23 protein-coding genes are annotated in these 25,290 nt (G+C 65.9%); 17 read left to right on the forward strand and 6 right to left on the reverse strand.

What is annotated here, in order from left to right; translation table 11 throughout:
- Positions 1-4: 4 nt before the first annotated feature.
- Genes U0034_RS27770 through U0034_RS27780 form a run of 3 tightly spaced genes read left to right on the forward strand, consistent with a single transcriptional unit; the run spans position 5 to position 3,136 of the window.
- Positions 5-1,288 (forward strand): amidase, encoded by a 1,284-nt coding sequence (locus U0034_RS27770; RefSeq protein WP_233211881.1) that lies wholly within the window; start codon positions 5-7, stop codon positions 1,286-1,288.
- Between the two features lie 55 nt (positions 1,289-1,343).
- Positions 1,344-2,519 (forward strand): transporter substrate-binding domain-containing protein, encoded by a 1,176-nt coding sequence (locus U0034_RS27775; protein ID WP_085227493.1) that lies wholly within the window; start codon positions 1,344-1,346, stop codon positions 2,517-2,519.
- Positions 2,516-3,136 (forward strand): ANTAR domain-containing response regulator, encoded by a 621-nt coding sequence (locus U0034_RS27780; RefSeq protein WP_085227492.1) that lies wholly within the window; start codon positions 2,516-2,518, stop codon positions 3,134-3,136. Before U0034_RS27775 ends, U0034_RS27780 begins: the two co-directional genes overlap by 4 nt.
- 254 nt (positions 3,137-3,390) lie before the next feature.
- Here U0034_RS27780 and U0034_RS27785 read toward each other — a convergent pair whose 3' ends face one another.
- Positions 3,391-4,494: a type IV pilus twitching motility protein PilT gene (locus tag U0034_RS27785; protein ID WP_085227491.1), complete on the reverse strand. Its 1,104-nt coding sequence runs from the start codon at positions 4,492-4,494 to the stop codon at positions 3,391-3,393.
- 140 nt (positions 4,495-4,634) lie between these two features.
- Between U0034_RS27785 and U0034_RS27790 the strand changes: the two genes are divergently transcribed.
- From U0034_RS27790 to U0034_RS27855, 14 genes are all read left to right on the forward strand, one after another.
- Entirely contained in the window at positions 4,635-5,738 is a 1,104-nt protein-coding gene (locus U0034_RS27790; RefSeq protein WP_085227490.1) for a toxin co-regulated pilus biosynthesis Q family protein, read from the forward strand.
- Entirely contained in the window at positions 5,738-7,420 is a 1,683-nt protein-coding gene (gene pilN / locus U0034_RS27795; protein ID WP_085227489.1) for a PilN family type IVB pilus formation outer membrane protein, read from the forward strand. Before U0034_RS27790 ends, pilN begins: the two co-directional genes overlap by 1 nt.
- Positions 7,421-7,444: 24 nt before the next feature.
- Positions 7,445-8,722, forward strand: a complete 1,278-nt coding sequence (gene pilO2, locus U0034_RS27800) for a type 4b pilus protein PilO2 (protein WP_085227488.1) — start codon at positions 7,445-7,447, stop codon at positions 8,720-8,722.
- Positions 8,712-9,446, forward strand: a complete 735-nt coding sequence (pilP, locus tag U0034_RS27805) for a type IV pilus biogenesis protein PilP (protein WP_085227487.1) — start codon at positions 8,712-8,714, stop codon at positions 9,444-9,446. Before pilO2 ends, pilP begins: the two co-directional genes overlap by 11 nt.
- Positions 9,447-9,463: 17 nt before the next feature.
- On the forward strand, positions 9,464-11,098 hold the full coding sequence (locus U0034_RS27810) for a GspE/PulE family protein (protein WP_085227486.1): 1,635 nt from the start codon (positions 9,464-9,466) through the stop codon (positions 11,096-11,098).
- On the forward strand, positions 11,088-12,164 hold the full coding sequence (locus tag U0034_RS27815) for a type II secretion system F family protein (RefSeq protein WP_085227485.1): 1,077 nt from the start codon (positions 11,088-11,090) through the stop codon (positions 12,162-12,164). The genes U0034_RS27810 and U0034_RS27815 overlap by 11 nt, the downstream gene beginning before the upstream one ends.
- An 81-nt stretch (positions 12,165-12,245) precedes the next feature.
- Positions 12,246-12,809 (forward strand): type 4 pilus major pilin, encoded by a 564-nt coding sequence (locus tag U0034_RS27820; RefSeq protein ID WP_386092537.1) that lies wholly within the window; start codon positions 12,246-12,248, stop codon positions 12,807-12,809.
- A gap of 18 nt (positions 12,810-12,827) precedes the next feature.
- On the forward strand, positions 12,828-13,796 hold the full coding sequence (locus tag U0034_RS27825; protein ID WP_085227483.1) for an ATPase, T2SS/T4P/T4SS family: 969 nt from the start codon (positions 12,828-12,830) through the stop codon (positions 13,794-13,796).
- The gene (gene pilM / locus U0034_RS27830) at positions 13,797-14,273 is read left to right on the forward strand and encodes a type IV pilus biogenesis protein PilM (protein ID WP_085227482.1); all 477 of its coding nucleotides are present in this window, start codon (positions 13,797-13,799) and stop codon (positions 14,271-14,273) included. It abuts the gene before it with no gap.
- Between the two features lie 40 nt (positions 14,274-14,313).
- Positions 14,314-15,924 (forward strand): prepilin-type N-terminal cleavage/methylation domain-containing protein, encoded by a 1,611-nt coding sequence (locus U0034_RS27835; protein WP_085227481.1) that lies wholly within the window; start codon positions 14,314-14,316, stop codon positions 15,922-15,924.
- A 161-nt stretch (positions 15,925-16,085) separates the two neighbouring features.
- Positions 16,086-17,858, forward strand: a complete 1,773-nt coding sequence (gene sctC / locus U0034_RS27840; protein WP_085227480.1) for a type III secretion system outer membrane ring subunit SctC — start codon at positions 16,086-16,088, stop codon at positions 17,856-17,858.
- Between the two features lie 204 nt (positions 17,859-18,062).
- A complete protein-coding gene (locus U0034_RS27845; protein ID WP_386092540.1) occupies positions 18,063-19,208 on the forward strand; it encodes a sensor histidine kinase in 1,146 nt (381 codons plus the stop codon).
- 21 nt (positions 19,209-19,229) lie between these two features.
- Entirely contained in the window at positions 19,230-19,979 is a 750-nt protein-coding gene (locus U0034_RS27850; protein ID WP_085227478.1) for a response regulator transcription factor, read from the forward strand.
- Positions 19,976-21,601 carry a secretin N-terminal domain-containing protein gene (locus U0034_RS27855; protein WP_085227477.1) on the forward strand — a complete coding sequence of 542 codons (1,626 nt, stop codon included), beginning with the start codon at positions 19,976-19,978 and terminating at the stop codon, positions 21,599-21,601. Before U0034_RS27850 ends, U0034_RS27855 begins: the two co-directional genes overlap by 4 nt.
- 70 nt (positions 21,602-21,671) lie before the next feature.
- Here the strand turns inward: U0034_RS27855 and U0034_RS27860 are convergent, their stop codons facing one another.
- The 5 genes from U0034_RS27860 to sctS all read right to left on the reverse strand — a co-directional run bounded on the left by U0034_RS27860 (position 21,672) and on the right by sctS (position 25,286).
- A complete protein-coding gene (locus U0034_RS27860; protein WP_085227687.1) occupies positions 21,672-22,127 on the reverse strand; it encodes a type III secretion system chaperone family protein in 456 nt (151 codons plus the stop codon).
- A 383-nt stretch (positions 22,128-22,510) separates the two neighbouring features.
- The gene (locus U0034_RS27865; RefSeq protein WP_085227475.1) at positions 22,511-22,774 is read right to left on the reverse strand and encodes a hypothetical protein; all 264 of its coding nucleotides are present in this window, start codon (positions 22,772-22,774) and stop codon (positions 22,511-22,513) included.
- A gap of 67 nt (positions 22,775-22,841) precedes the next feature.
- Entirely contained in the window at positions 22,842-23,876 is a 1,035-nt protein-coding gene (hrpD5, locus tag U0034_RS27870; RefSeq protein WP_085227474.1) for an HrpD5 family protein, read from the reverse strand.
- Positions 23,877-24,036: 160 nt separating this feature from the next.
- Positions 24,037-25,026 (reverse strand): hypothetical protein, encoded by a 990-nt coding sequence (locus U0034_RS27875; protein ID WP_085227473.1) that lies wholly within the window; start codon positions 25,024-25,026, stop codon positions 24,037-24,039.
- On the reverse strand, positions 25,023-25,286 hold the full coding sequence (gene sctS / locus U0034_RS27880) for a type III secretion system export apparatus subunit SctS (protein ID WP_085227472.1): 264 nt from the start codon (positions 25,284-25,286) through the stop codon (positions 25,023-25,025). The genes U0034_RS27875 and sctS overlap by 4 nt, the downstream gene beginning before the upstream one ends.
- Positions 25,287-25,290: the final 4 nt, after the last annotated feature.

Consider the following 25,290-nt stretch of genomic DNA (forward strand, 5'->3'; position numbering starts at 1 on the left):
ACACGTGCAAGGAAGCGATTTTTACGGCCCGCGCTCGGCACTGCAACTGCTGGCGCGCGCAGGCGATGCGAGCCATGAGCGCAGCCGCGCGATGCGCGAGGCGTTCGATCGGATCGGCGCGGCCGAGGATTCGGTGCGCGCGATGACTGCGCTCGCCGCGCGTGAAGAGGCGCTCGCCGCGGCCGATGCCGCCCAAGGGCCCCTCGGCGGCCTGCCCGTCGCGCTCAAGGACATCTTCGAGACCAGCGCGTTTCCGACGCGCTATGGTTCGCCGATCTACGCGCAGTACCAGCCGCTCGCCGATGCGGCCATCGTCACGATGCTGCGGCGAGCGGGCGGCGTCGTGATCGGCAAGACGGTGACGAGCGAGTTCGCCTACATGGCGCCGACGCTGACGCGCAATCCGTGCGATCTCGGCCGCACTGCGGGCGGATCGTCATCCGGGTCGGCGGCGGCCGTCGCCGCGGGCTATGTGCCGTTCGCGATCGGCTCGCAGACGGGCGGCTCGACGATCCGGCCGGCGTCGTTTTGCGGCATTGCCGGTTACAAGCCGACGTTCGGGATGTTGCCGACAGCCGGCATGAAGTGTTTTTCGTGGACGGCCGATACGGTGGGCCTCTTTGCGGCGACCGTGCGCGACGTTGCCTTTCTGGGCGCCGCGTTGTCGGGGCGCGATCTCGCCGTGGCCGACGCCCCGTCGTTCGATGGCCCGGTGTTCGGCGTGCCCGACGCGTGGCCGTGGACGCAGCCGTCGGACAATGCAAGCGCGGTTCTGGAGGCCGCGATACGGGCGGTCGAGCGCGCCGGCGGCCGGATTCGCCGCGTGCGCTTCGCACCCTGGATGGCCCGCATGACGGAGGCGCACGACACGATCCAGAGCTATGAGGCGTACCGGACGCTCGGTTTCGAGTACGATCGACATCGCGGCGCGCTCACGCCGATGCTCGCGGGGTTTCTCGATCGTGCTTCGAGCGTGGACACAGGGCGCTATCTCGCGGCGCGCACCGAGTTGGACCAGGCGCGCGCGGCGCTCGGCGCGTGGTTCGAGGGGATGACCGCGCTCATTACGCCCAGCGCGCCGGACGAGGCGCCGGACGGCCTCGCCTCCACGGGCGACCCCGCGTTCAACCGCAACTGGACGCTGCTCGGGGTACCTTGCGTGAGCGTGCCGGGCCTGCGCGGCACGCGCGGCGGCCCGATCGGCGTGCAGGTGATCGGCCGGCATGGCGACGACGCAGTTTGTCTCGCGGCAGCAAGGTGGGTCGAGCGCGCCATCACGGACGTGTAGGCGTAGTCGAAGAAAATGCAGCAGGACGGCTATCCAACAACGAGGAGAGAGGGCCATGCAGGCGAAGCCACAGCAGTCGGCGAGACAGTCGGGCACGGATGCCGGGTGGCGCGTCGGCGTGCTGTACTCGCGCACCGGCGTGACCGCCGCGACCGAGTCCGAGCATTTTTTCGGCACCGTGCTCGCGATCGAGGAGATCAATGCGGCGGGCGGTGTGGACGGCCGCCTGCTCGACCCGGTTGCGTACGATCCGCGCAGCGATCCCGACGAGTATCACCGGCTCGCCTCGCGCATGATCCAGGAAGACGATGTCACCGTGATCTTCGGCTGCTCCACCTCGTCGAGCCGCAAAGCGGTGCTGCCCGTCATCGAGCGCTACAACGCGCTGCTCTGGTACTGCTCGATCTACGAGGGCTTCGAATATTCGCCGAACGTGATTTACACGGGCGCCGTGCCGAATCAGAACAGCATGCAGCTCGCGGCCTATCTGCTGCGCAACCACGGGCGGCGTTTCTTTCTCGTCGGCGCGGATTACATTTATCCGCGCGAATCGAACCGTATCATGCGCGACATGGTCGAGCAGCACGGCGGCGAAATCGTCGACGAGATCTATCTGCCGAGCGATGCGGAGCCCGCGGCGCTCGAGGAAGTCGTCCGCCAGATTCGCGGCGCACAGCCCGATGTCGTATTCTCCACGCTCATTGGTCGCGGTGCGCGGACCTTCTATCGGCTCTATCGCGAACATGACATCGATCCCGCCCGCATCCCGATCGCGAGCCTGACGATGACCGAGGGCGAGACGCGCATGATCGGCCCGGAACTGTGCGGCAACCATATCGTGTCGGCCAGCTACCTGAATACGCTGCAACTCGACGGCAACAAGCGCTTTTTGCAATCGTGGCGGGCACGCTTCGGCGATCAGCCCGCGAGCATGTGGTCGGAGATGGCGCACAATCAGGTGCACCTGTTCGCGCTCGCGCTCGCGCGTACGCGCAGCCTCGATACCGCGAAGCTCGTCGAAGCCGTGCACGAGGTCGAATTCGATTCGCCCGAAGGCCGGTTGCGCATCGATCGCGAGAACAATCACGCCATACTCACGCCGCGCATCGCCGTATGCCGGCCCGATGGCGCGTTCGACATCGTGTGGGAGGGACGCGGGCCCATCAAGCCCGATCCTTATCTGGTCTCGTACGGGTTCGACGAATTCTGGCTCGATGGAGAACGACCATGACCACCTGGGCGCGCCGGCTGTTCGACGATCTGCGCACGCTGCGCGTGCTCGTGATTCATCCGCCCGGCGACGATCGAAACGTGCTTGTCGAACAGTTGCGGCGCATCGGCTGCCCGGTGAACGTCATATGGCCTTTTCCGTCGCAGTTTCCGGATGACGCCGACGCCGTGTTCTTTCTGGTCGGCCCGGACACGCGCCGGGCCGGCAACTGGTGTGCGGCCGATACGCAGGCAACGTTGATCGCCTTGTCGGATTACGAAAATCCGACCGTGCTCAAGATGCTCGTCGATACGCAGGCGCATGGCGTCATCACCAAGCCCTATCGCTCGACGGGCATCCTGAGCACGCTCGTGCTGGCGCGTGCGTCGTCCGGCTATCAGCAGAGGCTGCAAAGCAAGATCTCGAAGCTCGAGGAAGCCATCAAGGCGCGCCGCCATATCGAGCGCGCCATGCGCATATTGATCGACGCTCACCGGCTCAGCGAGAACGAAGCATACGAGCACATCCGCGTGCGCGCCACGCGGCTGCGCACGACCGTCGGCGAAGTGGCGACGATGGTCATCGATGCGCACGAAGCGATGGAGAAGCTGGGTCTGGGCAAACCTTCAGGACCCTGAGCGAGCGGCAGCCCAGCGCACCCCAGTGCGCCGCGCGCCCCGCGCGAAATGACCGCGATCTTCTATCCGCGATCCTCTATCCGCTTGTCGCGCGGAGATCGTTTGCCAACGGCAATCGACGACATACCGGCTCGGTGCTGCGCAAGCCGCGTCATGCGCCGCGTCACGCCCGTTTCACGGGCGATCGAGCGGGTGCGAATCGTAACAGATTGTCAAAGATTGTCTTCACAAAATATCTGACTGGCGAGAATGACTCAACGCACACCGAGTTGCTGAAGCATCTCGTTGAGTTCGATGCGGTTGTACGTTGCGCGCAGGGCGTCCCGAGCGGTAATGGCGTTCTTGGCAACGAGTTGAGCGAGGTTCTCGTTAAGCGAACGAGACATGTTGTCTTCCTTGCGGCGAACGAAGTCGGCAAGCATCGGAATCTTCGATGGGTCGGTGAGAAACGAGCTGATCTGCTGGTTGTGATTGAACAGCAATTCGCTGGCGAGAACGAGCTGATCTCCGCTCTCGCTTGGCACGAGGCTCTGGCAGATGACGCCGATCAGTGCATTCGCAAGCGCGGCGGCGTGACGTTCGCGATGTTCGACGGGGAAGAACGAGAGCAGACGCGTGACGGTGGTGAGCGCGCTGCCGGTGTGCATGGTTGCGAAGACGAGATGTCCGGACTCGCTCGCTTGCAGCACGGCCTCGGCGGTTTCGATGTCGCGGATTTCGCCGACCATGATCACGTCGGCGCGCTCGCGCAGCACTTCGCGCATGCCGGCGGAGAAGCTGCGCGTATCGGTCGGGACCTCGCGCTGGGAGAGGATCGATTGATGGCTGTCGATGGCGTATTCGATCGGCTGCTCGATCGTGACGATGTGGCAGTTGCGGGTGCGGTTGATGTGGTCGAGCAGCGAGGCGATCGTCGTGGTCTTGCCGGAACCCGTTACGCCGGTCACGAGCACGAGCCCCATGCTCGCATTTTCGACCGTCGAGCGGATATAGGCGGGCAGGCCGAGTTTATCGAGCGGCAGCGGTGCGAGCGGCAGGCGGCGGATCGAGATGACGGTCTTGCGGCCGCTCGATGTGCGGAAGACGTGTGCGCGCAAGCGGCAACTGGTGAGTACGAACTGACGGTCGATCGCACCGTCGCGCAGGCGGTTGTCCCAGTCGTCGTCGACGGCGTTGAGCATGGGCTCCATTTCGTCGAGCATGATCGGTCCACCTTCGGTTTCGATCCAGCCGCGTGGCGTCTTGATCATGATGGGCCGGTCCTGCTCGATGTGCAGGTCGGTGAAGAAGCGGCGTTGATCGACGAGGTCGAGAATCTCCTGGGTCAGATCGCGCGGTTCGGAAGGGTGGCTGTTCATATCGAGTGTCGATTACAGCGTGGGTGGTAACGCGATCCTCGCAGGCCTCTTCGCGATTGTCCAGCGCGGCGGCAACGGCGCGGCACCCGGCAGGAAAATCATCCGGCGTCTTCGACGCCATGGCTGGAGGAACGACCTGAATGCGTACGTTTATGGCATGCATGGTGGCGCTCTGGGCGGCGGGAGGCTGGGGGTCTGCATACGCAGGCACACCTGGACCCGGCGCCGCCGCGCTCGACGATCAGGTGACGGTGGCCGGCGAGGCGCACGATACGCCGCGCGTCGCGACGCAGGGCGAGGGCGTGCCGCTACGCATCGCGCTGCGCAGGATGGTGCCGGTCATATACAGCATCAACCTGCCGAATGCCGGTGCATGGGCGGCGACGCCCGTGACCTGGAGCGCCGGTCATTCGCTCGCGCAAACGTTACGCGAGATGCTCGCGAGCCATCCCGAGCTCGCGGCGCAGATCGATACCGATTTTCAGTTGGTGACCGTGCGTTACCGGCAGCCGTTCGGCTCCGATACGGTCGGTGCGTTGGTGCCGTCGACGGCGGCGGCCCCCTCGCCCGCACCGCTGCCCTCGGGCAGCGTGGCAGCGGCGGCGTCCGCCTCCGGTGTCGTGGTCGGTGGGCCGCTCGGCACGGGCCCCGCGAGCACCAAGCTGCCCGAAGGCGCTGCGCCGGCGGTTGGCAAAGCCAGCCCGGCGGGGCTCGCGCCGCGTCTCTCGGCGCAGCAATTCGCGCAGACGGGCGCGCCGGCTGTTCGCGCTCCGGCTCCGGCGACGCAGGCGGAGCGCACGCCCGCCATGGATTCGCCCGGCGCAGGTTCGCCTGCGCCCGGTGCCGCGAGGGGCACGGTTGCGGGAGGCGGCACGAGTACGCGCGGTGCGCCAGGCACACCGTCCGCAAGCGGCCCATCCGCGCCGTCCGCGGCATCCGGGCCGCGCGTGGCGGGTGCGCAGGCGCCCACGCCCGAGGCACCTGTGCAGCAGACGTGGCGCATCGAGCTGTCGGACCGCACGGTGCGCGGCGCGCTGACGCGCTGGACCCAGGAGGCGGGATGGCGGTTGATATGGGAAGCGCCGGTCGACTTCGCCGTGGATGCGCCCGCCATGCTGACCGGAACGTTCGACGAGGCTCTGCAATCGGTGATCGGCGCGCTGTCATCCACCGATGCACCGGTGCAGGCCATTCTGTACCGAGGCAACAAGGTACTTCGTATCGTTGAGAAGGGAGCAGGCTAATGCGTTACTTTGCGACCACACTCGTGCTTGCCACGGCTTTGCTGGCAGCTTGCACCGGCTTGTCCGAGCGGCTGTCCACCGCGGTGGACCACGATCATGCGGAGGCCAGGCAGACGATCGACGCCACCGCGGCCGGCGATGCCCGCCCGCGTGCGGGGGCGGACAGCGTCATCGTCAAAAACACGCTGTGGCTGTCCGGCACCACGATCAAGCTCGATCGCGCCGATACCTTGCCGCCCGTATTTCTCCAGCCGGCCACGTTCGACAGCGACGTCGGCTCTCTCGCCGAATTCGCCGAGCGCATCTCGCGCCTCACGCATATTCCGACGCGCGTGTCGCCGAACGCGACCGGTGACGCGCAAACGAGCGCGCGCGGCGGTGCGGCCGCCATGGTGCCGGTGCTCGGCAGTGTGCCGCCGCTGCCCACCGTCGCGGGCCTCGATGCCTCGCGCGGCAGCGCGCTTGGCCCGAACGCGGTCATGGGGTTGGCCACGCCGACTCACATCTCGTATCGCCACGGCGACCTGCGCGGTCTGCTCGATGCGGCCTCCGCCCGATTCGGCGTGTCGTGGAAGCTTGCCAACGGCGCGATCCTTTTCTATTTCACGGATACGCGCACGTTCCAGGTCAGCGCCATCCCGGGCGATGCATCGGTCAATGCCAGCGTGATGAGCGGCGCAACGAGCGACAACTCGGCCGGCAGCGGCGGTTCATCGACGAGCGGCACGGGCACGAACTCGAATCAACCGAGCGTATCGGCCACCAATACCGCCAACACCGTGGTCAACTCGCAGCTCTCCGTATTCAACAGCCTGAGCGCCTCGATCAAGGCGATGCTGTCGCACTACGGCAGCGTGGTGTCTTCGCCGGCAACCGGCTCGATCACGGTCACGGACACGCCCGACGTGCTCGACCAAGTGGGCAAGTTCATGGAGGCGCAGAATCGGTCGTTGTCCAAGCAGGTGCTGATCAACGTGACGGTGCTCTCGGTCGATCTGACCGACGACGACAGCTACGGCATCAATTGGGGGGCGGTCTATCAGGCACTCGGCACGTCGTTCTCGCTGGCGAACACATTCTCGACGACGGCGGTCAATCCGGTGTCCTTCACCGCGCAGGTGATTACGCCGAACAGCCGGGCCTCCGGAACGCAGGCGATGATCAGCGCGCTTTCGGAGCAGGGCAAGGTGCGGCGCAAGACGTCGGCTTCGATCACGACGCTCAACGATCAGCCGGTGCCGGTGCAGGTCGCGACGCAGCAGGGCTACCTGGCGTCCGTGTCGATCACCAACACGGCGAACGTCGGTTCGCAGACGGCGCTGACGCCGGGCACCGTGACCACCGGCTTCAACATGACGCTGCTGCCGCACGTGCTGGACAACGGCACGGTGCTCCTGCAGTTCTATACGAACATTTCCTCGCTGCTGCAACTGCAAACCGTGCAAAGCGGCGGCCAGCAGATCCAGACGCCCGAGATCGACACGCGCAACTTCCTGCAGCGGGTCTCGATGAAGTCGGGGCAGACGCTGGTGCTGAGCGGCTATGAGGCGGTCAACGACAACCTCAAGAAATCGGGTGTGGGCACCCCCAGCAACTATGCGCTCGGCGGTGGTTATCAGGGTACGCGCGAACGGCAGGAAATCGTCATCCTGATCACGCCGATCATGATGAACGGTGCGTAACCGGCGCGCGCTACGGATCTCGCCATGGCCACTCATCTCATTCAGATCGGGCACCAGCGCTTCGTCTGCGGGCTGTTCTGGCAGTCGCTGTCGAGGCGCCATGAGCTGCGCAAGGAGGCGATCGAACTCGGGAAGAAGCTGAGCTTCGACCTGATGGTGCTGCGCATGGACCGCGGCGTTGCCGCGGCCGGGTTCGCGAACACGGGCGCGGGCGTGCAGTCGGGTGCCGCCTCGCTCGGCATCATCGTTGCGAAGGCGGTTGCGAAGCAAGGTGCGTTCTACAACGGCCGCCAGCAGCCCGCGCCCAACTGGCTTGGCGCGTTCAAACTTCCTGACGGGCGCTGGGCGTTCTTCGCGGTTCGCGACGGATCGTTCCTGCCCAACGGCGACTTCGTCGGCACCGCCGACGAAGTGTTCGAGCGGCTCAATTCCGACTATGCGCTAGGTGGGTGGAACACCGTGATCGGCGACCCCGAAATCGAGCCGATGGGGTTTCACAATTTCTACGCGCGGCGTATCGACGACCTGGTCGAAAGCCGGCGCGGTCGCATCCATGTGCCGCAATGGACGCGGCTGCGGCCGGTCAGGCGCACATTGCCTTGGCCCGCGCTCGGCTTTGCCGCCGGCGTTGCGGCGGCGGCCGCGGGCGCATGGATGTGGTATGCGCACTATCGCGCCGAGCAGCAGATCGAGCAGGCGCGTGAGATGGCGCTCGCGCGTGCACGCCTGCATCTGAACGCATCGGCGTCGATCGCGCATCCGTGGGCGCGCCTGCCCGAGCCCGGCCAGTTCGCCCAGGCCTGCCAGCGGCATTTCGCGCTGCTCGCCCCCGGCGGCTGGGCGCTCGAGCGCTACGTCTGCGATCCGCAGGGCGTGCAATACACGTGGTCGCGCAACGGTTCGACCGTGGCGCTGCTGCTGTCCGGCGCGCCCCTGGCGCAGCTCGATGCGAGCGGCGATCACGCGTCGTTCAGCGAAACGTTAGAGATGGGGGCGTCGCGCGACGAGGCGTTGCTTGCCGGCGGCAGCGTCAAAGCGCTGCTTCTGGCGCGGTTCCAGGCGTTGAATGTACCTCTGACGCTTTCGCCGGTTGCGCCACCGGCGCCGACCGCCGCTCTTGCGCCGGTCGAGGGTGCCGCGCCCGCGCTGCCACCGTGGCGTCAGTGGCGCCTGCAGGCGCGGCTCGGCGGCTTGCCGCCCGAGCAATTCACACCCTTGCTGAGCGCCGCAGGCGTTCGACTCGTCAAGTTGACCTATCAGGCGGGCGACTGGTCCGCGGAAGGAATCGTTTATGCGAACTGATACGAGACATTGCGCACGCGCCGGATTGATCGTCGCGGCACTGACCTGGGCTGGCTGCGTCGGTGCAGCGGCACCCGCGCCCGGTTCCGCATCGGCGCCGCCGGCGGCCAATGCCACTGCCCCTGCCCCTGCCGCGGCCAGGCAGGCCGGCGCGGCCCCCGAGCCGCCTCCGAGTGGCTGGTCAGCCAATGCGGCGGCGCAACTGACCCATCTCGAGGAGCAGACCGTGTTGCTCAAAGCGGAAATCAGGAGGCTCGACGCACAAGCCGAGGTCGCCCAGCGCACGGCGGCGCTCGCCCGCCTCGGCAGCGCGGCGACGATCGATCCGGTTTCGCAGAACGTGCGGGTCGTCGCCATCGAGGGCCTTGGCCGTCGCTACAGTGCGGTCGTGCAGACCGGCGACGGGCAGCGCTTCGACGTGGCCGCCGGCGACCAGTTGCCTAACGGCATGAAGATCGTGTCGGTTGGGGCGAACGAGGTGGTGGGGCGCTGGAGCAACGGGCAGACGACACGCATGGTGCCGGTACTCGCAGCGCGCAGCGGGGCCGTGTTCAATGCCGGGACGAGCGGGGGCGCAAATGGCGTGGCCAATGGCAATGGGGCGTTCAACGCAGGCGTGGCGATGGGCATCGGCGCGGCGAACGGCGGCGCAGGCGTCTCCGGCGGCACGCTCGTGCCCGCACCCGCACAGGGTTTGCCGCCCGCCTATCAGCCTGTCCAGTAGTCACATGAGGTGATCCGATGAGTTCGCTCCGATTTGGCCGGCCTGGTGCCGCCGCGCAACGTCAGGCCGCCGCGGGTCTCGACGCTGCTCATCCGCTTTCCGGCGAGGGACCGTGGGCTGCGAGCGAGGAAGAGCGCAAGCTGCTCTGCCTGCTCGACGACGGCCGTCTGCTGATTGCGGAGGGGCACGAATTGAGCCCGTACGTGCTCTCTTATCGCGCGCGGCTCGAGCGGCTGCAATATCACTATCGGATGCAAGCGGTGAGTCTCGACGAAGTGCGCCGCGCGTACGAGGGCATGCGCCTGGACGGCACCGGCGAGCGCGTCGATCACACCGCCATGCAGGTGCTGGCGAAAGAGCTGATCGCGCAGGCGTGCCGCGAGCGGGCCTCGGACATTCACATCCGGGTGAAGCGCTTCAGCACCGAGATCCTGTTCCGCATCCACAACGAACTCGTGCGCGTGAGCGAGCAGACGCGCGAGCAGGGCGCGCGCCTGTTGGCAACGCTTTATGCGGCGATGGCCAGCGTTTCGGACAACACCTACAAGCCGAACGAACGCCAGGACGCGGCCATCGGCGATCGCGACAAGCTGCCGCCCGAGCTTTTCGGGGTGCGCATTGCGACCGCGCCCACCAGCACAGGCACCGTGATGGTGATGCGGCTGCTCTACAACGATGCGGGCGACTCGATCGATCTGCGCCTGCTGGGCTACTCGGACGCGCAGGCCGCCGATATCGACGAACTCAAGCGGTTGCCGCACGGCATGAACATCATCAGCGGCCCGACCGGCTCGGGCAAGTCGACCACGCTGCAACGCGTGCTGGCCGGACAGATCTTCGAGACGAGGGGATCCATCCATGTCATTACCGTCGAAGATCCGGTCGAGTACCCCATCGCCGGCGCCGTGCAAACGCCGGTCGTCAACGCGACGACCGAAGAGGCGCGCTCGCTGGCGTTCGCCGGGGCGATCGCCAACGCCATGCGGCTCGATCCGGACACGATCATGATCGGCGAAGTGCGCGACCGCGCGTCCGCGCAAAGCGCACTGCGCGCGTCGATGACGGGCCATCAGGTGTGGACCACCGTGCATGCGAACAGTGCGATCGCGATCATCGACCGGCTCGTCGACCTTGGCTTGCCACTGGCCATGGTGGCTGACGAGTCGGTGATCACCGGGCTGATCAGCCAGCGTCTCGTCAAGCTGCTGTGTCCGCATTGCAAGCAACGGCTCGCGGGCTCGCCCGATCACGACGAGGCGCTCGCGGCGCGGGTGCGTCGCGCAGTGGGGGCCTCGTTCGAGCGCGTGTTCGTGCAGGGGCCGGGTTGCGAGCACTGCAGCGGGCGCGGCACCATCGGCCGCACGGTGGTCGCCGAGGTGATCCGGCCGGACGCGCGCTTTTTCGGGTATCTGCGCGAAGGCGACAAGCAAGCGGCGCTCGCCTATTGGCTCGACGAACTCGGCGGGCGCACCGCCACCGAGCACACGATCGAGAAAGTGGCCGCGGGGCTCGTCGATCCGAGCGCAGCCGAACGCATCGTGGGCCCGCTTGTGGCCCGCAATGAGCCCGTGCGGCTGCGCCCCGTCGAGAATCAGGAGGGCAAGCGTGCGAACCCGGGCAGTGCGGTGGTCGGAGCTGACTATGAACCTTGATCCGAATCGCCGCTGGGCTCAGTTGCAGGCCACGCCCCAGGCACGGCTGCGGCACTACCGGAAGATCGAGAAGATGCTCTCGAACGGGCTGCCGTTGCTGAAGGTGCTCGAGGAACTCGAGATGCGCGCCTCGCACGATGGTCGCAAACCCACGCTGCCCGAGGCGATTTTGCTCGGCGAATGGCGGCGCGCCGTGCAAAACGGCGGCAGCCTCGCCGAGGGCATGGAGGGCTGGGTGCCGCAGGCCGAGCAGATGATCGTGATGGCGGGCGAGCAGTCGGGCCGCCTCGAGATCGCGCTGCGTTCGGTGACGAGCATCGTGACGTCGGGGCGGCGCATCCGGAACGCGATCGCGCAGGGGCTCGCGTATCCCATCGCGCTACTCGCGATGATGCTTGGCTACCTCTATCTGTTCGGCGCGAAGCTGGTCCCGCAGTTCGCGGCGATCGCAGACCCTGAACGTTGGCACGGTTCGGCCCGTCTTTTATACGGCCTGTCGGTGTTCGTGCAGAACTGGCTGCCCGAATGCCTGCTCGTGGTCGCGGCCCTCGCCGCGCTACTCGTCTGGTCGATGCCGCGCTGGGCCGGCCGGCTGCGCAGCCGCTTCGACGACTACCCGCCGTGGTCGCTGTACCGGCTGATGGTCGGCTCGAGCTTCCTGACCGCGTTCGCATCGATGCAGGCGGCGGGCTTCACCGTCGAGAAGTCGCTCACGCAACTTGCCGACCATGCGAAGCCATGGCTGCGGGAACGTATCGACGACACGCTGTTCGGCGTCAAATCAGGCTTGAATGTGGGGGAGGCGATGCGCGTGAGCGGGCACCGCTTTCCGTCTCTGGAAATCGTCGAGGATTTGTGCGTTTACGCCCAATACAAGGGCTTCGCCGAATCGCTCAAGACGCTCGCCGACGAATGGGTGGAGACGGGCGTCGAAAAGGTTTCCGCGCAGATGCGCGTAATCAACGGCGTCGCGATCGCCGCCATGGCGTTCATGCTGGCGCTGTTGATCGTGGGCTTCTTCGGTATTCAGCAGGAACTCGCTGCGATGAGCAGGGCAATGCATTAGGCGTCATCCGGTCAATTACGCAGGTTCGTCAACAGGGGAAAAGCGATGAAGTCTGTCAAGCAGGATTGCATGTCGGTGCGGATGAAATGGCGCAATACCGCGATTGGAACGCAAGCCGGATGGCGGCTGGCGAGTGCGCGCGCGCAGCGCGGCGCCTCGCTGCTCGAGGCGATTGCCTATCTCGGGGTGGCCGCGATTGTCGTGATCGGCGCGATCGCACTGCTGACCGGTGCCTTCAGCAGCGCGAACACGAACTCGGTCACCGAGCAGGTCAACGCGATCCAAAGCGGTGTGAAGAAGCTGTACATGGGGCAGTCGGCGAGTTACACGAACCTTTCCAATGCGGTTCTGGCGAGCGCCGGCGTGTTTCCTTCGACGCTGGCTCCGGCATCGTCCACCGGTGCAATCACGAACATGTGGAACGGCACGATTACAGTCGCGCCCGACTCGACCAATAGCAACGAGTTCACGATCACGTACACGAAAGTACCGCAAAGCGTGTGCGTCAACAGCGTGACCTCGGGCGGAAGCTGGGTCGCCGTTGCCGTCAACAGCACGACGCTCGCGCAGCCTGTCACGCCCGATGCCGCAGCCGGCGCCTGCACGAGTGGCGATACCAACACGATCGTCTGGACCTCTGCCTGAGCCCTGCGAGCTGATGCGATGGCCATCGAAATCGAATCGTTGCAGCGGCTGCATTTCTCGTATCTGTATCTGGGACATGCCCGCATTGCGGACTGCTTCATGGACGGGCCCGCTCAGCACGTGCATGCGCTGCCCGCGCATCCCGAACTGCAGGCGGAGATCGAGGCACTCAAACTCGCGTGCCGTGGCGCGCGGTCCGGCGCGCGGGCGTTCAAGCTGGACTTCGGCAGCGTGTCGTACCGCGTGCGTGTCGTGCAAACGCCGGACGGGCCGATGTTCGTGCTGCGCCGGCTGGATGCCACGCTCGAGTCGCTGAGCGGCCTCGGCTTGCCGAGCGCTTATGTGCGCCGGCTGCTGAGCGCGGATCTGGGGGGGCTGGTGGTTGTTTCGGGAACGGCCAAATGCGGCAAGACCACCACGGCGGGCGCGCTCGTGCGCGATCAACTGGCGCTGCACGGTGGCATCGCGATAACGATCGAAGAGCCGATCGACGCCACGCTGGAGGGCGCGTACGGCCGCGGCGTGTGCATCCAGACGCTCGCGAGCGCGGACCGGCCGGGCGATCTGCGCACGGCGCTTGGCTGCGGCGCGCGAATGATCTTCATCGGCGCGGTGGAAGAGCCGGCGGTCGTCGTGGACACGTTGATGGCGGCCCGCGACGGCCATCTGATCGTCAGCACCGTGCAGGCCGACGACGTCGAGCGTGCCATCGCACGACTGTACACGCTCGCGGCCCGCGTGCTCGATGCGCAATCGGCCCGCACGCTGCTTGCCGACGGCCTGGGCGCCGTGCTTCACCAGCGGCTCGCCTTCCGTGCGCCCGGGCAGCGTCAGCTCGAAGCGCGGTTACTGATGCTCGCCGACAGTGCCGCCGTGCGCACACGGGTGCGCGACGGCCGCCACGACGAGTTGGGCGAGGCGGTGCGCCAGCAAATGATGTCGATGATTCACTCCGACGCACTGGCGTCGCTCAAGGAGGGCAACTGAATGTTCGCGCTCTGGGTCTCGGCCGCCATGATCGCGCTCGCGGGAGCGTACGCCCTCGTCGACGCGCATTTCGTGCAGGCCGCCCCGACGGTCACGGCCATGTCGATGGCGCAGAGCATGGCCGCGTATCGGCTCGCCGGGATCAAGTTTGCGCTCGCCAACCCGAGCACGGCGGGCAATGTATCGAGCGGCGCGCTGAGCCCATATTTGAACCCGGGCGCGAGCAACACGCTCTGGCGCGTGTATGTCGCGCCGAATTCGACGGTTGCGGGCAGCACGGTCGTCGTCTACACGACGTCGACGGCGGCCGGCGCCGCGATTGCGGAAATCGAAGCACTCGCATTCCATTCGGCGCTGGCGGGCGCGACGCGCGCGGGCACGATCGTGTCGCCCGGCAACCCGGCTGTGGCGTTGCCGGCTGCCGTCGCAGCCGTCGTTCCGGATGGCGCGCCGGTGTGGATGGCCCAAGCGTATTGACGGGCAGCGCGGCGCTGCCCCCGAACTCGTCGACTTCATCATGAGCACATCACGGAAACGGCAGCGCGGCTTCACGATCCTGGAGCTGCTTGCGGCGCTCGCAATCGCGTCGCTGATGGTCATCGGGGTTACGGCGATGATCAACACCTCGCTCGACGATGCCAAAGGTCAGCAGGCAGCCGCCTGGCAGGCGCAGATGACGCAGGCCGCCGCCCAGCTGATTACGCAGAACCAGGCCGCCCTCGCGAGCGAGGCGACAGCGAGCGTACCCGTGGTCGTGAAGGTCACGGACCCCAGCAGCACGTATCACCTCTCGAGCTATCTGCCGCCCGGCGTCGTGGGCAAGAACGCATATGGGCAGACGGCGTGCCTGCTCGTCTACCGTATCGACGCGACCACCGTGCAGGGCCTGCTCGTCACCGAAGGCGGCGTATCGATCCGCGATGCGCAGCTCGGCTACATCGCCGCGAACGCCGGAGCGGGCGGCGGCTCGATTCCGCGGACCAACAATGCGAGCGGCGCGGCCGTCGGCGCTTACGGCGCGTGGACCATTGCAACGCCGAATCCGTCAAACAAGTCGTGCTCCGGCACGGTCACCGGCTTCGGCCATCTCGTGAGCCAGGTGTTTCCCGCCAACGCGCAGGCGCAGAACTCGGATTTCCTTTATCGCGTGAGCGTGCCCGGCAATACGGCGGTCAACACGATGCAGGTGCCGGTCACGCTCGCGCAGCAGACCGATTACAGCGCCTGTTCGTCGACCACGGGTTCGATCGCCGCGGATGCGTCGGGGCACGTCGTCACGTGCAGCAGCGGCGTATGGAAACCGATCACGTCGTTGCATTGGCGCGATCCGGTGGCATCGGCGTCGGCACTCGCCAGCCTGCCGAATCCACTGCCCGGCGATGTCGCAATGACGCTGTCCACCGGGCGCGCGTACACGTTTAACGGCACGGCGTGGCAGGCGCTCGCGGTGAACGAAGCCGGCTATCTGGATCTCGGCAACCAGCAAACGGTGGGCGCCGCGTGCGCGCAGGACGAGCCCAACACGACACCGATCACGACCGATTCCTCGGGCCGCGTGCTCTCGTGCCGCAACGGGACATGGCAGACGCAGGCCGAAATCGAGCCGGCCACGAACAATACGGGGTGCACGATCCTGATGGCATCGCCGGGCGCCACCGATTATTCGGGGTGCGGCGGCGTGCCCGGCGGCGCCTGGACGGGCGGGCCTTTCAGCTACAACGGTACGAACGGCACTTACTCGTACACCCGCTACGTGCCTGTGACGATGACCAAGCCGGGCATCATCGCGGTGACGACCTGGGGGCACCTGAACGACGGCGTGAGCACCGGCAAGCGAGGCGCGCAAGCGCAGATCTCGCAGAATGTGGACGTGCTGAACAGCGCACTCACGAGCTCATACGGCCATACGGAAGCGCAATCGCCCACGCTTACCGACGATTCGGGCGGCATCACCACCACGCTCACGCAGGCCGTGCAGGCGGGCACCTATCAGGTGCGTATCGTCACGAACTGGGCGACCTATGCGGTGATCTCCACGCCGTGGACGAGCAGCCTGCTCGGCCAGCAGAATCAGGACATTCCCAATACGCCGCTCGTTTATGGGTGGACGGTCAACACCTACTATTGATCCGGTAGCAAGCGCACGTCCTCATCGCCGGCGCTCGCGCGCGAAAGGACGTGCTATAGCCGGAAGCGAGCAGGGCAAGACGCCCCTTCGCGCGTTGACGAAAAAGGGCCGCGAACCAATCATCGTCCTCACGACCAGCCTTTCGTGCGAACGAGACGATCATGCCCAAAAACGCCCTCAGCCTGCTGTTCATTCTCATCGCCGCCTGCGCGGCGGCCGTCGCTCACGCTGCGCCTGTCAACTGGCACACGCGAATGGTGGACTACACGGCCGATTCGAAAGACATCAAGGACGTCCTGCGCGATTTCGCGGCGAGCCAGGGGATTCCGGCCGACATTTCGAAAGACGTGCAGGGTACCGTCACCGGCAAGTTTCATATGCCGCCGCAGCGCCTGCTCGACACGCTCGCGTCATCGTTCGGGTTCGTCTGGTACTACGACGGCCAGGTGCTCGATATCGTCACGCCCGACGAGATGAAGAGCACGCTGATCAAGCTCGATCACAGCAGCACGACGCAATTGCGCAGCACGCTGGCGGCGATGAACGTGACCGATCCGCGCTTCAAGATCACCTACGACGACGTGCAGGGGGCGGCGATTGTCAATGGGCCGCCGAACTACGTCAAGCTGGTGGGCGACGTGGCGCAGCGCCTCGACTCCACCACCCGTCATCGCGCCGGAACGGTCGTACAGGTCTACCCGCTGCATCACGCGTGGGCGATGGATCGTGCGGTGGTGGCCGACGGGCAGAGCATCAATCTACCCGGCGTGGCCACGGTGCTCGCCAATATTTACCACCCTCAGCAGGGCAATTCCGGCAATGCGGGGGGCTCCGGCACCGGCCGGACGTCGAACGTGCAGCGAGCGCAGCCGATGGCGAACGCCGGCGGCAGCACGCGCATGCAGGGCGGCGGGCCCGGAACGCCGCTGCCCCAAGGCACGACGCTTGCTAACGGCGAATCGTCGCTGGGCGTGTTTGCCGGGCTCTCCGGCCGCCCGTCGCAGCAATTGACGTCCGTCGTCAACAGCAACGGGCCCGGCGCCGATGCCCCGTCCGGTTCGAGCGACGACGAGACACTGCCCGTGATCGAGGCCGATCAACGCACCAATTCCGTATTGATCAGGGATACCCCGGATCGCATGTATCAATACCCGGCGCTGATCCAGCGGCTCGACGTCAAACCGTGCCTGATCGAAATCGAGGCGCACATCTTCGAAGTCGATACGTCGTCGATCCGGCAACTGGGAGTGAGCTGGACAGCGCACAACAGCCATATGGACATTCAGACCGGCAACGGTCTCACGGCGCAGAACACTTATGGCGGCACGATCGCGCAGAATTTCGGCACCACGACGCTGTCCGGCAACGCGATCGCCGCGGCGACACCGGCAGGTGGCGTGCTCTCGGCGGTGATTGGCAACGCGGGCCGTTATCTGATGGCGAACGTTTCGGCGCTCGAGGAGCGCAACCTTGCAAAAATCGAAGCAAGCCCGAAAGTCACGACACTCGACAACATCGAAGCCGATATGGCCAATCAGACCCAGTTCTTCGTGCGGGTCAGCGGCTACACGTCGGCCGAACTTTACAGCGTCTCGACGGGCGTGTCGCTGCGCGTGTTGCCGATGGTCGTCAACGAAGCCGGCCGGACGCAAATCAAGCTCGATGTCGCCATTCAGGATGGGCAGCTTTCGAGCCGTACCGTCGACAATATTCCGGTCATTTCGAGCACCAACATCAATACGTCCGCGTTTGTCAACGAGGGCGAGGCGCTGCTGATCGCGGGTTACAAGGCCCATGACCGAAGCGATAACACCACCGGGGTGCCGCTACTGTCAAAAATTCCGGTAATCGGCAATTTGTTCAAATATACCGATCGGGAGGACAGTCGTATGGAGCGCCTTTTCCTGCTGACACCGCGCATCATCGAACTGTGACCGCGTAACGACAAAGGTGTACTGTCTTTGCGTTAAATGAGAGTGCGTATTCATGCCACTATCCGGAACGAATTTTGGCGAATGTTAGGCTGTTGACTATTTCAATAATACAAATGATATGCTCGCTCAATTGCTCGCTTTTGTTAAACGGGAAGCTGGATGGCCTCGATATCGACGATGGCTGGATCCGATGTGCGCCCAGCAATGGCGGATTGCGTGCCGAGCGCGACTGAGTGGGGGCAGATGCTGCTTGACGAGCAGCCTCTCGGAGCCATTGCTGTTGACGCCCGATTGGCGATTTTATTCGCGACACCGGCCGCGGCACGCCTGCTCGGCCGGTCGATAGACGTGGGCACGCCGCTTGGCCCGCTGCTGGATGAGTGCCTGCGGCGCGAAGAGACTATCGACGAAGGCGCGGACGCTGCCGACACCCTGCGGCACGACCTCGAACAGGGCGTCGAGTTTCAGGCGGACGGGCGGTGGCTGTGGGCCCGGCTCGATCGGACCCGGCCGGGGAGCAGGGCGGCGGCGGTACTGTGGCTGTTCGACATGACCGATTTGCGCCGGGCACTCGATCACCGTACGGAGTCGCTACGCTTTCTCTCCCACGATTTGCGCTCGCCGCAGAATTCGATCGTCGCGCTTACGCAGTTGCACGAACATGATCCGCAGGCATTCGAAGACTGCGGTGGCATGCAGCGCATCGCCGAACTCGCGCGTTACGCACTGTCGCTCGGCGATCAGTACATCTTCACCTCGGTGGCGGGCGCCTTGCGCCACCGCGATTTCGTGCGCTTCGATCTGCGTGCCGCCGTGCGCAGCCTGATTCCGAAACTCGAGGTTGCCGCCGTCTATCGCAACGTCGCGCTGCGGCTATGGCTTGCCGAAGGGCCCGCTGTGTGGGTGAGCGGCGTGCAGGTGTTCGTTATGCGCGCGCTGCAAAATCTGATCGATAACGCGATCCAGGCATCGCGTGCCGGCGGGCGCGTAACCGTATCGCTAAAGATCGTTAAAGAAGATGCCGTTATTATCGTGTGCGACGAGGCGGGTGGATTGCCGGGCCTGTCGCACGGCTGCCCGATGACGAATTTCGACGCGCTTTCTCCCAAATCGGCGGGCGGCTACGGCATCGGCCTCAAGCTGGCTGCGCGCATCGTGATGCTGCATGGCGGTGCGCTGCACGCACAGATCAATCGCGAGGCCGGCACGGATTTCGTTCTGCGCTTGCCACGGCTCGTGCTGCAGACGAGCACCCGAAGCTCGCCGGACGGCAGGCGCACTGGCCCTTCGGCGGGCGCGCCAACGCCGCAGGGCCAGTCACCACGTCAGCGGCGCTTTACACCGGGCTGAGCCCCTGGGCGGAAAGCAATTATGATCAATCAGACTCGAATCATGTTGTTGGAGGACGACCCAATCCAGCAAACGATGCTGGCCTCGTGGCTCAGAGCGGAAGGCTACCTGGTGGAGGCATTCGACAATGGCATCGAGGCGCGCAATTACCTGTCGGATCATTGGGCCGACCTGATGATCCTGGATTGGGACGTGCCGGGCCTGTCCGGCGACAAGCTGCTCAGCTGGATACGCGGGCGTTCGCGTTCCATGGTGCCGGTGATCTTCCAGACTGTGCATTCCGACGAAGAGGAAATCGTGCGGATTCTCGACACCGGGGCCGACGATTTTCTGATCAAGCCCGTCGATCGGATCGTCTTTCTCGCACGCATCCGTGCGCTGCTGCGGCGTTTTCAAACCGCGGGCAGCGAGCGGCGCCGCATGGTGGTCGGAGAATACATACTCGATCGCGCCAACCTGAACATCAGCCGCGGCGCGATCTCCCACACGCTTGGCGCGAAGGAATTCGATCTGCTCTGGCATCTTGCGGCGCATCGCGGCATCGTCGTGCAGCGCCAGGATCTGCATTCGGTCGTATGGGGATGGGACGGCGGATCGCAAAGCCGTTCGGTCGACATGTACGTGAGCCGCCTGCGCGCGAGGCTCAAGAGCTTGAATGTCGACTGGGTGATCCAATCGGTTTACGGCAGAGGCTACCGGCTCAATCTGAGCGATATGCCTGCCGAGCAGGAAATCGAGCAAGGCGACGAGGCGATCGAGTTCAAGCGTTGAACACGCTCCTCACGAGCTTGTGCATGCTGCTGCATCTCGGTTGCGGCAAGCCTGCACCCGCCGTGCCGGCGCCGGCTGCCCACCCGCCGGCATCGGCTGTCGCGGCGGCATCGCCCGCGTCGGCGCCGCCGCGCGCCCGCGGGGCGGCGCGCATGCCGTCGGCGGGCAAGGCCGCACACGAAGCGCGCGGCGCTCAGGCCGAGGCACGCCGGAGGTCGTCCGCTTGCCGCGTTCACGCGTGTGCGCTGCCCATTTTGCCGCCATGGCCATCCGGGTCGTACCGGTATTCCACCAGCGGGGCGACGCTGGCGGAAGCGCTGCGCGCGCTCTCCACCGCGACGCATGTGCCGATCGCGTTCGCCCCCGATTTGCCGGGCCGCGTCGAAGGCCGCTTCGACATGTCGCCGCAGCGTTTCGTCGAGGCACTCGCGCGCGCGTATGGCCTGGTCTGGTATTACGACGGCGCGGTGCTGCATGTCGATGCGGCCGGCGCGCAAACGACGTTGATCGTCCGGCTCAACTATGCGCGTCGGGCCGACCTGCACGCGTTGCTCGCGCGAACCGGCATTGACGATGTGCGCTTTACCGCGCGCGACGACGCACCGTCGCGCGGCCTCGTCACTTTTCGCGGCCCGCCGGCGTGGATCGCGCTCGTCGCTCGCGCGGCGCAACAGCTCGATGCCGAGGCGCGCGCCCGCGTGACGACGGCGGTGCGCATCGTACCGCTCCACTATGGCAGCGCGGCCGATCGCACCGCGTTTGCAAATGACCGGACCAACATCGTGCGCGGCGTGGCGAGCCGCGCCGCGCGCCTGCTCGATCCGCACGACAGCCTGCGCGCGGACATCATCGAATACGAGGCGCCGTTGCCGGTGCTCAGCGCTGACGCCCGCACGAATTCCGTGCTCGTGCGCGATCGCCCCGAGCGGCTCGATGCCGACGTGCGCGCGATTGCGGCCCTCGATCGGCCGCAGCAAAGCGTCGGCATCGCCTTGTTCGTCACGGATACCGACGTCGGTACCCTGCGTGCACTGGGGCTCGGCACGCAGGGTACCGTGATCGTACGCGGCCGCGAGGCAAGTGGCGTGGCGGCCGCCCTGCGCGGCTCGCACGGCGTGCGCGTGCTCGCGGACAGCGAATTGCAGACGGTCGATGGCGTGGCCGTGGCATGGCAGCGACGCGCCGAGCGTCCGGTTGTCGTGATGCGCGAGCGGCGGGAGGCGGCAGGCTCCGGCTCGACGGGCGCGAGCGGCGCCGGCAGCACTCCGAATGCGCATGGCGGTGAGCGTATTGAGCGCGTCGAGCGCGCTGCGAGCGCGGCCGCGCAACCGCCCGCCGAAGCGGCCGACGCCGCACCCGATGAAAACGCGGCCGGCGACGGTGCGCTGCGCATCGTGCCTACGCTCGACGCGCGTGCCGGATCACCCCGGGTCGTGCTGGCCGTCGAATGGCGCGGCACCGCGATCGATGTCGCGCGTGCGGCGCTCGGGCCCGGCGACGCACTCGTCATGGTGGAGCCTGCTGGGGCCGCGTCCACGTCCGCGTCCGAAGCCGATCGCGTGCCGATGCGGGTGATCTTTCTGGCGCCGCATGCGATCGACCATGTCGACGACGCCTATTGAACGCGAGCGGAACGGGCGGCTGCGACGATGACCGGGCGCTCGCGGCGCGGGCCGCGGACGGCGCACCGGGCTAAGCGCGCAGCCACTCGTAGTCGCCATTGACGATGCTCTGAAACATTTCGTCGGTCGATTCGATCATGTTGCGGCGCCAGTAGCGGCCATGTTCGGTGTAGTGCGAGACGGTGTCTGCAACGACGGTACCGTTCACATCGGGGGTGAGCGGCAGCCTCAGGATCAGAATGATGCCGCCGGTATCGGCATCGAGCCCGAGCTGGGCCTGATCCTGAGCGTAGATCAGCAAATTCGCCTCGAGCATGAGGCGGAAGATCACGAGCGTACGTCCGGCGGTGACTGTGCCGTAGTGGAAATTCACGTACATGGCCTCGGGATCGTTCTCGAAGTGGTCGAGCCGTACATCGAAGCCCTCGACCTCGATCATGCGTGTCTGCAGCACATAGTCGGCATCGGGCAGCCCGACCACGGCACAGGCGTCGCGTACGACTTCGGCGAAGCGTTCGATGCTCATGAAAATACGCCATGGCAATGGCGGAAAGGCGGCCTCGGGCCGCCTCGGTCCGCGATAAACCAGCTTGAACAACCACGGAATCGGAATCAGCCTTTCTTCGCATCCTCTTCCGTATCCTGCGCACCCGTCTTGGCGATGTTGCAGACCGACTGAACCATCGACATCATCACCTGGAGCATGGTTGCCTCTATCATGGTGGATATCATCGTACTCGCCATTCCCATCATTGCTGCACTAGCACCAAACGACATAACGACCTCCGGAAAAGTCAAACGACGGACAAGGCGACAAGCAAAACGTGACGCGAAAGCGCGCAGCGTTGCCTGAGCGCCCGATAACGGCGGGCTCGCGCCCGACGGCTGGACGAGACGCCCAACACCGGTTCAACGCCCGACGACCGCGTCTTCGAGCGCAAGTTCGTTGAGCCGATACACGATGCGCTGGCCTGCGATCATGCCGCGGTAGATCTTTTGCAGCGCTGCGCGCTCGTCGGCGTCGACGCAGGCGCTCGTTGCATCGCTCACGCGTTGCGCGCAGTCCTCGAATGCGGCGGCGATCGCTGCGACGCGCGAGCCTGCGTGGCCTTTCGCAAGAATCTGCTCGAGGTTGTTCATGTCGGCGATCATGGTTTCCAATGCTTCGTACATGGTGGCTCCTTCGTTGGCCTTGCTTCGGCCCCTGTGTTCGGCCCCTGTGCGGGCCGGGTTGATGTAACTAATGGATCTCGCCGCGGCTGGGCGTGATCGACTCGCGCAACGTGCGCGGCCCACCGGCAAAATTTCCGGTGCCGGCCGTGAAGACATGCTTGACGCCGTCGGTCGTCTGCACGTAGCGCGTGCCGCCCACGTCGAGCGTCGCGCTATACAGCACCACGCTCGCCTCGGGTGCTTCCGCCACGTTGATATCCACCCGTTTGATGTTGGCATTCAGATCCGCACGCAGCGGGCTCAGCGCCGCCTCGAGGCGCGCAAGCGACGGCGCGACGCCCGTGACCTCGAATACGCCGTCGCCCGCATAACGCACGTGCACGCCGTCGATCCCGATCGATTCCTGGATGCTCGACACGTCGTTGTGCGCGACGTCATACTGGCGCGCAACCGCGTGATAGCCGGACTGCACGAGCAGCGCGCGCGCCGCGATGTCCTGCGAGATTTCGTCGACGATCCCATCCACGACGACCGTGTCGCCCTGGGCTCGCGCACGCAGCCCGACGATATGCGCATCGTGCAACTGCTGCTGCAGTTTGGCTGCCACGGAGCGTGCATCGCGCGGGGCAGGCGGCGCACTGCGAGCAGGCCATACGTTGGCGATCACCGAGCCACCCGCCACCAGCAACGCGGCGAGCATCGCCACGACAAGCAGCGCGTGCACACGGCGGCGCGCGGGCGTTGCGTGTCCGGCGCCATCCCGATCGCCCACCTGCGCGGCGCCGGTGCCGTGATACATGCCGGCGAGCAATTCGATGTCGGGCGGCCAAGGGGCGTTTTCGTCGCCGAAGCACAGCACGGTCGTCCCGAACGGGAAGGCGACAAAATCGGGAATGCGCACGACGGACTGATCGGGGGCGGTCGCATCGGCGCGGCGGGCGCTGATCACGCCCTGTTCATCGAGCTCGACCAGAACATCGTCGTCGTCCCAGTCGGTGATGCAGATATCGGTGTCGTCGGCCTTGCCGATCCGATAGCGCCCGGGCGTGAGGCGCGCCTGAATCCCCGCATGGGTGCCGGTCAGGATGCGCAGGATCTTCATGTGAATGAGGACAAGGTCCGGTTAGCGTGCAAAAGGATTCGGCGATCGCACCGCGCAGGCGTGGCGTTGGCGCTCAAGGCATGTCAACGAGTGTAGGAACGGCATCGCTTCGCGCCGGCCGATATTGCGAAGCCATGGCGGGCGCCGCGAATCGGGGCGCTCATTGCGCCTTGTCACTTGGTGCGGGGCCGCGCACGAGCGTGATCGCTTCCAGTTGAACGAGTGAGCGGGAGCGCAGCGATGCCGTGGATGGGCGCAGATCGTGAAACGCCAGCAGCGGGGTCAGCGCTCCTCGAGCGCCGGTTCCGGCGCTCAGACGCTTGAAGTCGGCAAGAAAGCTTTGCAGGTCGTCGTAGCTGCTGCGCGAATCGTCTTTGGCCTGCTGGCGCGCGTGTACGACGTCGGTTGCAACGGCAAGGGGGTCATGCCCCGCGCAGCGCTGCAGGATGACCGCTTCGCGCATGGTTCGGGGATAAACGAGCGGCAGGTCCGCCGTGCGAGCCGCGAGCGTCTGCAATTCCGTGCGCACCACGGCGGCCAGGCGCTCGATCGCATCGGCACGGCGACGCTTCGTCTCGGGCGGTGCCTCGCGGCCTCCACCGTTCGAATTCGATCCGCCATCCTTGAGGAGCGGGGCCTCGTTATCGCCGCCACGTGCCGAGCGTGGTGCGTCCCGCCGTGTGTTCCAGATGCCGTGCATCGGATGACGGGGGCCACGGTGCTCGTGTTTCGGCATCTGCGTGGCGCTCTTTGCGTGACGCGGCGGGGGCTGTTGCGGTTGCCGATGTTGCTGCTGATGCTGCGGTTGTTGTTGCTTGTGCTTCTGTTGATGATCGGGCTGCGAGTTCGGTTGACGGTGGGGATGCGTCGCATTGCCGCCCGAATGGTGTTGGCGTCCGCCGTGGCCATCGTGACGCGGGAGCCCATGGGGCGCGCCGCCATGTCCTCCGAGCAGATGGTGCAGATGTTGCGCGGCGGCGTGTTGCGCGTGCGACGGCTGCCCCGCATGCTGCGTGTGCCGGAACAGGCTGTTGCGATAGAGGCGGGCGCGCAGATCGGGCCGCCCGCTCTTGTGCGCGGCCGTGCCGGGTCCGGTGTGCTCGATCTCGTGGGTGTGGGATGCGCCACCGGTGTGGCGGACGGTCGTCATGTCGGCACCGCTGCGCTCATGAGGCGCATCGCAAAGCGCAGGATCGTCGAGCCGCCCCAACCGGCGGTGAGCAAGAGCGTACCCGTCACCGCGAACAGCTTGATGCTGTGGGAGATCGTCTGATCCTGCAGGGACGTGATCGCCTGAAAGAAAGCGACGATCAGCCCGGACGCGGCGGACACGATGATGGCGGGCAACGAAATGTAGAGGCAGATCAGCAAGCCTTGCGAGGTCAGCCCGATCAGATTGTCGGTGTTCATCGCG

The sequence above is a fragment of the Trinickia caryophylli genome (genome assembly GCF_034424545.1).
Lineage (GTDB): Bacteria > Pseudomonadota > Gammaproteobacteria > Burkholderiales > Burkholderiaceae > Trinickia > Trinickia caryophylli.